This window comes from Pseudactinotalea sp., from assembly GCF_048594945.1.
Classification (GTDB): Bacteria; Actinomycetota; Actinomycetes; order Actinomycetales; family Beutenbergiaceae; genus Pseudactinotalea.
Map to the genome: position 1 here is coordinate 1 of NZ_JBMDXJ010000127.1, position 12,333 is coordinate 12,333.

10 protein-coding genes are annotated in these 12,333 nt (G+C 70.0%); 8 read left to right on the plus strand and 2 right to left on the minus strand.

Annotation, left to right across the window (positions count from 1 at the left end):
- The 4 genes from ACOJSN_RS06025 to ACOJSN_RS06040 all read left to right on the plus strand — a co-directional run.
- On the plus strand, positions 1 to 597 hold a 597-nt coding region (locus ACOJSN_RS06025; protein ID WP_420111605.1), incomplete at its 5' end, for an RNA polymerase sigma factor.
- A gap of 104 nt (positions 598 to 701) precedes the next feature.
- Positions 702 to 857: a hypothetical protein gene (locus tag ACOJSN_RS06030; protein WP_420111606.1), complete on the plus strand. Its 156-nt coding sequence runs from the start codon at positions 702 to 704 to the stop codon at positions 855 to 857.
- A complete protein-coding gene (locus ACOJSN_RS06035) occupies positions 854 to 1,447 on the plus strand; it encodes an AAA family ATPase (protein ID WP_420111607.1) in 594 nt (197 codons plus the stop codon). Before ACOJSN_RS06030 ends, ACOJSN_RS06035 begins: the two co-directional genes overlap by 4 nt.
- Before the next feature lie 56 nt (positions 1,448 to 1,503).
- Positions 1,504 to 1,689, plus strand: coding sequence for a hypothetical protein (locus ACOJSN_RS06040; RefSeq protein WP_420111608.1), 186 nt, complete (start codon positions 1,504 to 1,506; stop codon positions 1,687 to 1,689).
- Between the two features lie 108 nt (positions 1,690 to 1,797).
- On the opposite strand, the gene ACOJSN_RS06045 is transcribed toward ACOJSN_RS06040, so the two are convergent.
- Entirely contained in the window at positions 1,798 to 2,028 is a 231-nt protein-coding gene (locus ACOJSN_RS06045) for a DUF7455 domain-containing protein (RefSeq protein WP_420111609.1), read from the minus strand.
- 156 nt (positions 2,029 to 2,184) lie between these two features.
- Between ACOJSN_RS06045 and ACOJSN_RS06050 the strand changes: the two genes are divergently transcribed.
- The 3 genes from ACOJSN_RS06050 to ACOJSN_RS06060 all read left to right on the plus strand — a co-directional run bounded on the left by ACOJSN_RS06050 (position 2,185) and on the right by ACOJSN_RS06060 (position 7,516).
- A complete protein-coding gene (locus ACOJSN_RS06050; protein ID WP_420111610.1) occupies positions 2,185 to 4,329 on the plus strand; it encodes a DNA gyrase/topoisomerase IV subunit B in 2,145 nt (714 codons plus the stop codon).
- 106 nt (positions 4,330 to 4,435) lie between these two features.
- Complete coding sequence (locus ACOJSN_RS06055) at positions 4,436 to 5,470, plus strand: GNAT family N-acetyltransferase (RefSeq protein ID WP_420111611.1); 1,035 nt, start codon at positions 4,436 to 4,438, stop codon at positions 5,468 to 5,470.
- A gap of 129 nt (positions 5,471 to 5,599) precedes the next feature.
- On the plus strand, positions 5,600 to 7,516 hold the full coding sequence (locus tag ACOJSN_RS06060) for an ABC transporter ATP-binding protein (RefSeq protein ID WP_420111612.1): 1,917 nt from the start codon (positions 5,600 to 5,602) through the stop codon (positions 7,514 to 7,516).
- On the opposite strand, the gene ACOJSN_RS06065 is transcribed toward ACOJSN_RS06060, so the two are convergent.
- Positions 7,490 to 9,955 (minus strand): DNA gyrase/topoisomerase IV subunit A, encoded by a 2,466-nt coding sequence (locus ACOJSN_RS06065; RefSeq protein WP_420111613.1) that lies wholly within the window; start codon positions 9,953 to 9,955, stop codon positions 7,490 to 7,492. The genes ACOJSN_RS06060 and ACOJSN_RS06065 overlap by 27 nt on opposite strands.
- Positions 9,956 to 10,042: 87 nt before the next feature.
- Between ACOJSN_RS06065 and ACOJSN_RS06070 the strand changes: the two genes are divergently transcribed.
- The coding region (locus ACOJSN_RS06070) for a GNAT family N-acetyltransferase (RefSeq protein ID WP_420111614.1) at positions 10,043 to 12,333 on the plus strand (2,291 nt) is incomplete at its 3' end.

Consider the following 12,333-nt stretch of genomic DNA (forward strand, 5'->3'; position numbering starts at 1 on the left):
GCGGTCGAGAAGTTCGACTACACCAAGGGCTACAAGTTCTCCACCTACGCCACCTGGTGGATCCGCCAGGCGATCACCCGAGCGATGGCCGACCAGGCCCGCACCATCCGCATCCCGGTGCACATGGTCGAGGTCATCAACAAGCTCGCCCGCGTGCAGCGGCAGATGCTCCAGGACCTGGGCCGCGAGCCCACGCCGGAGGAGCTGGCCAAGGAGCTGGACATGACCCCGGAGAAGGTGGTCGAGGTCCAGAAGTACGGTCGCGAGCCCATCTCGCTGGCCACGCCGCTCGGCGAGGACGGCGACTCCGAGTTCGGTGACCTGATCGAGGACTCCGAGGCGATCGTGCCCGCCGACGCGGTTTCGTTCACGCTGCTGCAGGAGCAGCTGCACTCGGTGCTCGACACGCTCTCGGAGCGCGAGGCCGGCGTGGTGCAGATGCGCTTCGGCCTCACCGACGGGCAGCCCAAGACCCTCGACGAGATCGGCAAGGTCTACGGCGTCACGCGCGAGCGCATCCGACAGATCGAGTCCAAGACGATGAGCAAGCTCCGCCACCCCAGCCGGTCGCAGGTGCTGCGCGACTACCTGGACTGAGCTTCGATTCCGATCACGACGACGGCCCGGCATCTCTCGTAGATGCCGGGCCGTTCGTGGGTCTTGGCATAGTCTGCAGGTCGGACGACGAAGGAGCGACGGACATGGACGTCAACTACGACGTGCTCATCCTGTTGGTGTATCCGGTGCTTGCCGCAGTGTTCGGGTTCGGGCTCTACTGGGTGATCCGGCTCGCGGTACGGGCCGGGATCCGCGATGCGGACGAGCGCCGCCGGCGTGAGGAGCACGCAGGGGCGTGATCGTCTGGATCAACGGCGCGTTCGGCGGTGGCAAGAGCCACACCGCGTACGAGTTGGTACGCCGTACCGACCGGACGGTGCTCGTGGACCCGGAGCTCATCGGCTACGGCCTGCAACGCAGCCTGCCCGCGTCGCAGCGCGTCGACTTCCAGGACATGGCGGCCTGGCGGAGCGGGGTGGTGGAGGTGCTGGATCGCGTGGAGTGCTCTGACGCCTACGAGGCAGTCGTGGTGCCGATGACGCTCGTGGAGCCCGCCTACATCGAGGAGATCCACGGCGGTCTGCGCTCGCTCGGGCATGATCTGCGGCACATCGCCCTGGTGGCCAGCCCTGGTGTGGTCCGACGCAGGCTGCGGATGCGGGTCGCTGGCATCGTGAGCCGCGAGACATGGGCGATGCGACAGGTCGACCGGTGCCTCGCGGCGCTCTCGGCGATGGACACCTATCGCGTGGACAACGACAACACCGGCCTGGACGGCGTCGTCGAGGAGATCGCGACCCATACCGGGCTGCGGCTGACACGTCCTGCCCTGTCACCCTGGCGCGCCCAGCTCCGGCGGCTCCGCGTCGCTGCGACGGTCATTCGCTGACGCTCGCCCGGGTGGCGTCCGTCGGATCCTCTCGGGGGCGCCGCTAGTCTCCCACGATGGACATGGTTGCGGCATGGGTGTTCGGGGCCGTCGGGCTGGGCGTGCTCTACCTGGTGGTGCGGTACGCGGCTCGGAGCGGGACGCTCGAGGCGCTGCGCGCACACGACGAGGAGCGGATGGACGCCCGGGCCACGCGGCGGCTCGCCGATCGTCCGGCTTCTGAGGACTCTGACGGCGTCTGAGCGCACGTCCGCGGCGCGTAGGGCGACGACGTCGCTGCCCACGCCCGGGAACGACAGCGGCCCGGCACCCCTCGTGTGAGAGGTCCGGGCCGTTGCGTTCGTGAGGTGCTAACGCGCGTCCGAGGTGGAGGCGTCGGCGTGGAGCCGTTCGGTCTCGTCGTGGATGTGAGCGGCCACAGGCTCGAGTGCCGTGCCGTGCTTGCGCGCGTGGTGGGCGCAGAAGTTCAGCTCGCCACCGGAGGCCAGCTCGACTCGCACGTAGGCCTGGGCACCGCAGGCATCGCACCTGTCGTTGGCGGTCAGGGACGGGGTCACCTGTTCAGGGGTCATCGTGCTCATGTGGGTATGTAACCACCCGCTACGGCGCTTCCTTCCGCGCCACGCGCCGATTCCGCTCAGCGCGTACAGCGCGCACCGGAGGCTCTCGACGGGCGAGATGGATCGCGCCGCGTGCCGAACCGCGGGGTTGTCGGTGCAGAGACCTACCATGCTGAGGTGCCGTCGACCTCTGCCTCCAAGCAACGCCCGGACAGCTACACCGCGCGCCACCTCTCGGTCCTCGAGGGCCTGGAGGCGGTACGCAAGCGACCGGGCATGTACATCGGATCGACCGACTCGCGCGGGCTCATGCACTGCCTCTGGGAGATCATCGACAACGCGGTCGACGAGGCGCTCGAGGGACACGGCGACCACATCGACGTCGTGCTGCACCCCGACGGCTCGGTCGAGGTCCGCGACCGGGCGCGCGGCATCCCGGTCGACAACACGGCGGCCGGGCTCTCCGGCGTCGAAGTGGTGTTCACCAAGCTCCACGCCGGCGGCAAGTTCGGCGGTGGCTCCTACGCCGCGTCCGGTGGCCTGCACGGCGTCGGCGCCTCGGTCGTCAACGCGCTGTCGTCGCGGCTCGACGTCGAGGTGGACCGCGGCGGCAAGACCTACGCGATGTCCTTCCACCGGGGCGAGCCCGGCACGTTCGACGACAACAAGGGAGTCTCGCCGGACTCCCCGTTCGAGCCGTTCATCGACCACTCGGAGCTCCGGGTCGTCGGGAAGGCGGCACGCGGCAGGACCGGCACCCGGATCCGCTACTGGGCCGACCCGCAGATCTTTCCTCGCACCTCGGCCTTCTCATACGACGAGCTGGTCACCCGCGCCCGGCAGACCTCGTTCCTGGTCCCCGGGCTCACCCTGGTCATCCGCGACGAGCGTCGGCTCCCCGGCACCCCGGGTGAGGATGGTCCGGTCGAGGAGGTGTTCAAGCACGACGGCGGGATCGCCGACTTCGTGGATCATCTCGCCTCGGACGCCGCAGCCACGGACACCTGGATGCTGCGGGGCAGCGGGACCTTCGAGGAGACCGTGCAGACACTCGACGACAACGGCCACCTGCGCCCCAAGGACGTCGAGCGCACATGCGACGTCGAGGTGGCTGTGCGGTGGGGGACCGGATACGACACCGAGGTCCGCAGCTTCGTCAACATCATCGCCACGCCCAAGGGCGGCACACACCTCGCCGGGTTCGAGCAGGCGTTGCTCAAGGTGGTCCGCAAGCAGGTGGACGAGAACGCCCGGCGGCTGAAGATCTCGGCCAAGGATGGCAAGGAGCGGATCGAGAAGGACGATGTACTCGCAGGGCTGACCGCCGTGGTCACGGTGCGGGTCCCCGAGCCCCAGTTCGAGGGGCAGACCAAGGAGGTCCTCGGGACCGCCCCGGTTCGCCAGATCGTCAGCAAGGTTGTGGACCGCGAGCTCACCACACTCCTCACCTCCTCCAGCCGCAACGTCAAGACCCAGGCGGCATTGCTGCTGGAGAAGGTCGTCGGGGAGATGCGCGCCCGCATCCAGGCTCGGACGCAGAAGGAGATCTCGCGTCGCAAGACCGCGCTCGAGAGCTCGAGCCTGCCCGCGAAGCTGGCCGACTGCCGCACCGACGATGTCAGCCGCTCCGAGTTGTTCATCGTGGAGGGCGACTCGGCCCTCGGGACCGCAAAGCTGGCTCGCTCGAGCGAGTTCCAGGCGTTGCTGCCGATCCGGGGCAAGATCCTCAACGTGCAGAAGGCCTCGCTGGCCGACATGCTCAAGAACGTCGAGTGTGCCTCGATCATCCAGGTCATCGGCGCCGGTTCGGGGCGTTCGTTCGACCTCGATGCGGTGCGCTACGGCAAGATCGTCCTGATGACCGACGCCGATGTCGACGGGGCTCACATCCGTACGCTGTTGCTCACCCTGTTCTTCCGGTACATGCGTCCGCTCGTTGAGGCCGGTCGCGTATTCGCCGCCGTGCCCCCGCTGCATCGGGTGGAGATCCCGGCTCACGGGCGCGCGAAGAGCGAACTCGTCTACACCTACTCCGAGCCCGAGCTGACCAGGGTCTTGAGCCGGCTCGAGCGCTCGAACCGCCGGTACAAGGAACCGATCCAGCGGTACAAGGGCCTCGGCGAGATGGACGCGCGGCAGCTCGCTGAGACCACCATGGACCCGGGCCGTCGCACGCTGCGCAAGATCACGATGGCCGACGAGTCGGCTCTGCAGCACGCCGAGACCGTGTTCGAGCTGCTGATGGGCAACGATGTGGCGCCGCGCAAGGACTTCATCGTGGCCGGCGCGGAGCAGCTCGACCGGGATCGCATCGACGCCTGATCGACCCACGGGGAACGAGACGCCCCCGCCATGGGGCACACTGGACGCGGACCGGTCGCCGGTCCGCCCCGACAGCCGCACCCGGTGACCCCGACCTCTGGACCTCATGACACGCTCCCTGCCGCCCTTGCGCGAGCGCGTGGACCCGCCTGCTCGGCTCGATCTGCCGCCCGCAGAGCTCGGCCTGCGCTGGCGCGGCCTGCAGCAGGCCGATGTCCCGGCGCTCCATGCGTTGTTCCACCGGATCGAGGAGCACGATCGCACCCCGTACCGCACCGCGCTCGAGGAGACGCACGAGCGGTACGCAGCCGACTGGCATAGCGAGCCGGACAACGTGCTCGGGGGATTCGACGCCGGCGGCACGCTCGTGGCGTTCGGTGCAGTAGCGCTGTCGCCGACCGACACCCACACCTTGCGCGTCCACATCGAGGGCGGGGTGGACCCGGAGCACCGGACCCACGGCATCGGCTCGGCGGTGCTCGACTGGCAACTCGGCCGCGCGCTCCAGTTGCTCGCCGCGTCCGACCGTGCCGACCCGGCTCGCCTGGTGGTGCATGTCGAGGACGACATGCCCGACTCGGTGCACATGCTGACCGAGCGGGGCTTCCGGCCGAGCCGCTTCTACACCGAGCTTCGACGGGACCTCTCGTCGGCCTTGCCCGGGGTGGCGCTCAAGCGTCCCCTCGAGATCGTGCCGTGGTCCTCCGAGCTCGACGAACAGGTGCGACTCGCGCACAACGTGGCGTTCGCCGAGCACTGGGTCTCCGAGCCGCAGACCGAGGACACCTGGACGCAGGGACGTACGTACTTCGTGCCGGAGTGGAGCTTCATCGTCCTCGACCGCACCACCGATCGCGCCCAGGTGGTCGGCTATCTGCTGTCGAGCAAGTACGAGCAGGACTGGTCCTCACTCGGATGGAGCGAGGGCTACATCGACCTGCTGGGCGTGCGCCCGGACTGGCGTGGCCGCGGCATCGCGACTGCCCTCGTGGCGCAGGCGCTGCACGCCTATGCCGAGTCGGGGATGCAGTACGCATCCCTGGGGGTCGACACGCAGGAGCCCGGTGTCGTCTTCGGGCTCTACAGCAAACTCGAGTTCGAGCCCACCCGCGGCTCGACCATGTACACGATCGATCTGTAGCGATCCACCGGCCGTGCCGAATCGGCGTTGAAAGTGCTCTGGTGCCGGAAGAGCGTTGAAAGTGCTCGATGTGGTTCGCTGTGAGCGAACGCGGGGGTGGTGCGGGGCACCGGCGGGGTTGTGCCAGGCATGAGCATGGAGAGCGCGGCCTGGAACGCGATGTGGCGATCCCAGCACCGACCGATCGACGAGCGTCCTTTCAGCAAGGAGTCGCTCTCCCGGATCTGGCGGTTCGCCAGACCGTACCGGGCGCAGATCGCGATCTTCGTGGCGCTCAGCGTCGTGGTCGCGGCGCTGGCGGTCGCCACGCCGCTGCTCGCGGGCGACGCGATCAACGCGATCACCGCGAGCGAGCCTGCCGCCGTGATCGTCCGGCTGGCGGTGCTCATCGCCGCGATCGCAGTCGCGGAGGCAGGTCTCGGGCTCGTCACCCGCTGGTACTCGGCACGGCTGGGGGAGGACCTGATCGCCAACCTCCGCACCGCGGTGTACGACCACGTGCAGCGGATGCCGGTCGCGTTCTTCACTCGAACCCGCACCGGCGCGCTGGTGAGCCGGATCAACAACGACGTGATCGCTGCCCAGAGTGCCTTCTCCAGCACGCTCTCCGGCGTGGTCGGGAACGTGGTCACGCTCACGCTGACGCTGGTGGCCATGCTCACCCTGTCGTGGCAGGTCACCGTCGCTGCGCTCATCCTGCTCCCGGTGTTCGTGCTGCCGGCGCGCCGGGTCGGCCGCCGGCTGGCGTCGATGCGACGCGAGGCAGCCGACCACAACGCTGCGATGAACGACCAGGCCACCGAACGGTTCTCGGCGGCCGGTGCCACGCTCGTGAAGCTGTACGGCAGGCCCGAGGAGGAGTCCCGGGCGTTCGCCGACCGGGTCCAGCGGGTGCGCGACATCGGCGTGCGCAGCGCGATGCTTCAGACCGTCTTCGTCACCGCGCTGACGTTGGTCTCAGCCCTCGCGCTGGCGCTCGTGTACGGCCTGGGTGGCACGCTCGCGGTGGCAGGATCGCTCGACACCGGGGCCGTCGTCTCGCTCGCGCTGCTGATCACCCGGCTCTACGCCCCGCTGACGGCGCTGGCCGGAGCTCGGGTGGACATCATGAGCGCCGTGGTCGCCTTCGATCGCGTCTTCGAGATCCTGGGGCTCGAGCCGCTCGTGCGTGAGCCCGAGGAGCCGGTCCCCGCACAGACCGGCCCGCTCGCGATCGAGGTCGACGGTGTCACGTTCGCCTACCCCTCGGCCGACCAGGTCTCGCTTGCGTCCTTGGAGGACGTGGCCGTGCTCGATCCACGCGGTGGCGAGCGCGTGATCGATGACGTGAGCTTCCGGGCTGAGCCCGGCGCGCTGGTCGCCATGGTCGGGTCGAGCGGGGCGGGCAAGTCGACACTTGCCCAGCTGCTGGTCCGGCTGTACGACGTCGGGGAGGGCGCCATCCGGGTCGGCGGCGTCGATGTCCGGGACATGTCCGCCGACGAGCTGCACACCGCGGTCGGGCTCGTCACCCAGGACGGACACCTGTTCCACACGACGATCCGGGAGAACCTGGTCCTCGGCGCACCTGGTGCCACGGACGAACAGGTGTGGGGTGCGCTCGAACGCGCCCGGCTCGGTGACCTGGTAGCGAGCCTGCCGGACGGACTCGACACGGTCGTCGGCGAACGCGGCTACCGACTCTCGGGCGGTGAGCGGCAGCGGTTGACGATCGCGCGGCTGCTGCTGCGCTCGCCTCGGGCGGTGATTCTCGACGAGGCGACCGCGCACCTGGACTCGCAGAACGAGGCTGCGGTCACGGAGGCGCTGTCGGAGGCGCTCACGGACCGCACCGCGATCGTGATCGCGCACCGCCTGTCCACCGTGCGTGCCGCTGACCTGATCCTGGTGCTGGAGGACGGTCGCGTGGTCGAGCGCGGGAACCACACCGAGCTCCTGGCACAGGGCGGACGCTACGCCGAGCTGTACCGGACCCAGTTCGAGGAGCCGGGCACCACGGGCCCCGACGAGCTCGTCAACTCAGCCGAGGCCGGCGACGGGAGCTGACAGCGTGGTGCCCGAGGCGTCACGCCGCTCATCCACCTCCGGCAGCTCGACCGGCTGACCGCCTGAACCGATGGCCCGCACCCGCGCGGGCGCGACGGCGGCGGCGTAGAGGGCGTCCTCGCCGCGCAGGAAACGCTGCACCCGCACACCGGCCGTGCTGCGGCCCTTGCCCGGGTACGCGGACAGCGGTGTGGACTTCGCCGAACCAGGCACGGTGCCAGGCAGCGCATCGGACGAGGCCGCGACGGTCGTCACCACAGCGCCATCCATATCGCCGGCGCGCACCACGCTCGTGTGCACCACGCGGGCACCGGCAGTGAGCCGCACACCGGCCATCCCACCGGCGCCGCGACCCTGCGGCCGCACCACGGAGGCGGGGAAGTGCAAGAGCTGGGCGTCCGAGGTGATGAAGACGATCTCGTCCTCGTCACGGGCGGTGCCGACGCCCACGACCTCATCACCGTCCTTGAGTGAGATCACCTCCCACTCGTCGGCACGCCCGGGGCGATCGGCCGTGACCCGCTTGACCGTTCCCCCCGCGGTGCCGAGGGTCAGGACTCCCTGAGCATCGCCGTCGAGCAGGCTGACCAGCCCGACCACCCGCTCGCCGGGAGCAAGCATGACCATCTCCTGGACCGGCACGCCGCCCGAGAGGCTGGGGGGCTCGTCGGTCGGCGGGAGACCAGGGATCTCCACCACGGACATCCGGACCACGCGCCCGCGGGAGGTGACGCCGCCGACCTCGCCGCGCGTGGTGGCCGGGACGGTGCCGACGACGGCGTCATGTGCCGAGCGCCGCCCCTCGCGCGCCGGCTCCCGGTCGTCGGCCGTGCGCGCCAGCAGGCCGGTGGCGGACAGCAGCACCCAGCACGGGGTGTCGGGGACCTCGAGGTCCACCGGACCGCGTCGGCGGGCCGCCGGCGCAGCCGCGGCGGCGGCGCCACCACCTGCTTCGAGCAACACGGTGCGCCGGGGGGTGCCATGCGTGGCGGCGACCTCCGCCAGCTCGTCGGAGACCACCGTGCGCAGCCTGCCTTCGTCGGCGAGGATCGCCTCGAGCTCCTCGATCTCCCGCTTGAGGTCGTCACGCTCGCTCTCGAGCTCGATCCGGGAGAACTTCGTGAGCCGGCGCAGACGCAGCTCCAGGATGTACTCCGCCTGTGGCTGGCTCAGGTCGAAGATCGTCATCAGACGGGTGCGAGCGGTGTCGGCGTCGTCGCTGCTTCGGATGACCGCGATCACCTCGTCGATGTCGGCGATCGCGATCAGTAGTCCCTCGACCAGGTGCAGCCGCTCGCGCCGCTTCCCGAGCCGGTACGTGGTGCGTCGCCGGACGACGTCGATGCGGTGACCGACGTAGACCTCCAGCATCTCCTTGAGGCCGAGCGTGCGCGGCTGACCCTCCACGAGAGCGACGTTGTTGATCCCGAACGACTCCTCCAGCGGGGTGAGGCGGTACAGCTCGCTGAGAACGGCTTCCGGGTTGAACGCGTTCTTGATCTCGACGACCAGCCGCAGTCCGTTCTCGTGGTCGGTGAGGTCGGTGACGGCGGAGATCCCCTGCAGCTTCTTCGACTGCACGGCCTCGGTGATCTTCGCGATCACCCGCTCCGGGCCGACGAGATAGGGCAGTTCGGTGACGACGATCCCCTTGCGGCGCGGTGTGATGTTCTCGATGCGAGTCGTGGCACGTGTGCGGAAACTGCCCCGGCCGCTCGCGTAGGCGTCCCGGATGCCCTCGAGGCCGATGATCTTGCCGCCGCCCGGCAGGTCGGGTCCAGGCACGAATCGCATCAGCGCCTCGAGATCCGCATCGGGGTGGTCGATCAGGTGACGCGCTGCCGCGACCACCTCGATCAGGTTGTGGGGTGGCATGTTCGTCGCCATCCCGACGGCGATGCCCGACGCCCCGTTCACCAGCAGGTTGGGCAGAGCCGCGGGCAGGACCTCGGGCTGCTGGAGCGAGTTGTCGTAGTTGGCGACGAGGTCAACGGTGTCCGAGTCGAGATCTGCTGTCATGACCATCGCCGCAGGAGCGAGCCGCGCCTCGGTGTATCGCGGGGCGGCCGGCCCGTCGTCGAGCGAGCCGAAGTTGCCGTGACCGTCGACGAGCGGCAGCCGCAGCGTGAACGGCTGCGCCATCCGCACCAGCGCGTCATAGATCGCGGTGTCGCCGTGGGGGTGGAGCTTGCCCATCACCTCGCCGACCACGCGCGCCGACTTCACGTGTCCGCGGTCGGGTCGCAGCCCCATCTCGGACATCTGGAAGAGGATGCGGCGCTGCACCGGCTTGAGGCCGTCACGCGCATCAGGGAGCGCCCGCGAATAGATGACGGAGTACGCGTACTCCAGGAACGAGTTCTGCATCTCCGCGGACACGTCGACATCGATGATCTTGGTGTCCTGCGGAGGCGGTTCGGCTGAGGGACGGCGGGCCATGACGCCATTCTCGCGGAGGCAGGTGGCGCATGCGGGGACCACACACCGACGACGCGGTGTTGAGGTCGCCACACTACGATCGCGAGCATGTCGGCCGCGGACGCCCCCTCCTACCCAGCGCACTGGGAGGCCGACGTGGTCCTGCGCGACGGCTCCACGATGCACATCAGGCCGATCGCCGGCAGCGACGCCGACGCCCTGCAGGCATTCCACCGGGCGCAGTCGGCCGAGTCGACGTATTTCCGGTTCTTCGCACCGATGGAGCGCCTGAGCGAGCGGGATCTGCGCCGGTTCACGAACGTCGACCACCGGCAGCGGGTCGCGCTGGTGCTCGTCCAGCCGGGGGAGCAGCACGACCAGATTCTCGCCGTCGGGCGCTTCGACAGGTACGAGGAGGACGGCGACGTCGCCGAGGTGGCGTTCAATGTCGCCGATGCCGCACAGGGGCGGGGCCTGGGTTCGATCCTGCTGGAGCACCTCGCCGCGGCCGGGCGTGAGCTCGGCGTCCGCAGGTTCAGTGCGGATGTGCTGCCGAGCAACACCCGGATGCTGCGCGTGTTCACGGACGCCGGCTACGACACCTCGCAACGCTATGCCGACGGCGTCGTGGAGGTTTCGGTCCCGATCCGCCCGACCGACCGCTCGTTGGCTGTGCTCTCGGAACGGGAGCGCCGGGCCGAGACGCTGAGCATGACCGCTCTGCTCGCGGCCGACGGTGCGCTCGTGCTGGCGCAGGGCCCGGAGGGTGAGGTGCTCGGGGAACGTGTGCTCGCCACGATCCGCGCCTCGGGATTCCTGGGACGGCTGGTGACGGTGAGCTCGATCGAGCAGCTGGAAGCCGTGGACGGTGACCTGCCGAGCCTCGCGATCCTTGCTGCCGCACCCGAGCAGGTGCTGGCGGCGCTGCCGCTCCTCGCCACTCGTGGCACCCGGGTGATCGTGCTGCTCTCGGCGGGCTTCGCCGTCGGTGGCGGTGGAACGGGTCCGTCCCAGCGCCGCCTCATGCGCGAGCTGCGCGAGCACGGGCTGCGGCTGGTCGGGCCGCGCTCCTTCGGCGTGCTGGTGCAGGGGCCGGCCGGTCCGCTGCCCGCGACGCTCGCGCCCGATCCGATCCCTCTCGGCGACGTGGGCGTGTTCTGCCAGTCCAGCCAGGCCGCCCGCACGCTGCTTCACGAGGTGGGCGAGCGGCGCCTGGGACTGTCGAGCTTCCTCGCTGCCGGGCAACGCGCCGACATCAGCGGCAACGACGCCATGCAGTACTGGTCGTCGGACGAGGGCACCACCGTGGCGTGCCTGTTCCTGGAGTCGATCGGCAACCCGCGCAAGTTCTCCCGCGTGGCCCGCCAGCTCGCCGCCACGAAACCCGTGGTCGTCGCGATCGCGGGCACCACCGGCCAACGGCAGCTCCCAGGACATCCGGTGCGAACCTCGACAGCGCCGCGGCGGGTGCTCGAGCAGATGATGAGCCAGGCCGGGGTGCTGCTCGCCCGGTCGGTCTCCGAGCAGCTCGACTGGGCGACGCTGCTGTCATCGCAGCCCCTGCCGGCTGGTGACCGGGTCCTGGTGGCCAGCAACTCGGGCAGCCACGCCGCGGTGCTGGGCGACCTCGTGACCGCGCACGGCCTGCGGGTCGCGGGCGAGCCGCTCACGCTCGCGCCCACGATCGACGGCGACGGGATGCGCGCCGCCTTGTCCGATGCTGCAGCGCGGGCGGACTGGGACATGGCCGTGATCGGCTACGGGCCGTTCGGGAGGGACATCGGCACGGAGGCGGCGCAGGCCGTCGCCCGCCTCGCCGCTGACTCCGGGCGCACGGTCGTCGGCCTGGTGCTCGGCCGGACCGGTCTGCACCCGGAGTTGGCGACCACGACCTCCGCCGGTATCCCCGTGCATGTCCCCGGATTCCGTGAGAGCGCCGACGCGCTCCGGGCTCTCGCCGCCGCCCGGGGATACGCACGGCGTCGCGATAACCGACAGAGTCCGCGCGTGGAGGTCGTCGGTGCCCAGCGCCGGAAGGCACGCGCGCTTGCCCAGGCGGAACTCGCAGGGGTGTCCCGCGGCACCTCGGTGCGGCTGTCGACCGACCGGGCGAACGAGCTGCTCGCCGCCTATGGCATCGATGTCTGGCCGGCCACGAGAGTCTCCGATCTCGCGTCGGCTCGGGCCGCAGCCGCAGCGATCGGTTGGCCCGTGGCGCTGAAAGCAGCCGACGAGCTGTTGCGACACCGCGCCGACCTCGGGGGTGTGCGTCTCGACCTGTCCAGCGAGGCCGAGCTGACCGAGGCGTACCGATCGATCACCGCGCGCCTCACTGGCCTCGAGCGTCCCGGTGTCAGCCTCGAGGTCCAGCGCATGGCACCGACGGGCGCCGCCTGCGT

Excerpts from the sequence above, each read along its gene's own strand:
- ACOJSN_RS06055 (WP_420111611.1), top strand. The coding sequence starts at position 4,436 with ATGACACGCTCCCTGCCGCCCTTGCGCGAGCGCGTGGACCCGCCTGCT.
- ACOJSN_RS06030 (WP_420111606.1), top strand. The coding sequence starts at position 702 with ATGGACGTCAACTACGACGTGCTCATCCTGTTGGTGTATCCGGTGCTT.
- ACOJSN_RS06045 (WP_420111609.1), bottom strand. The coding sequence starts at position 2,028 with ATGAGCACGATGACCCCTGAACAGGTGACCCCGTCCCTGACCGCCAAC.
- ACOJSN_RS06060 (WP_420111612.1), top strand. The coding sequence starts at position 5,600 with ATGAGCATGGAGAGCGCGGCCTGGAACGCGATGTGGCGATCCCAGCAC.
- ACOJSN_RS06040 (WP_420111608.1), top strand. The coding sequence starts at position 1,504 with ATGGACATGGTTGCGGCATGGGTGTTCGGGGCCGTCGGGCTGGGCGTG.
- ACOJSN_RS06065 (WP_420111613.1), bottom strand. The coding sequence starts at position 9,955 with ATGGCCCGCCGTCCCTCAGCCGAACCGCCTCCGCAGGACACCAAGATC.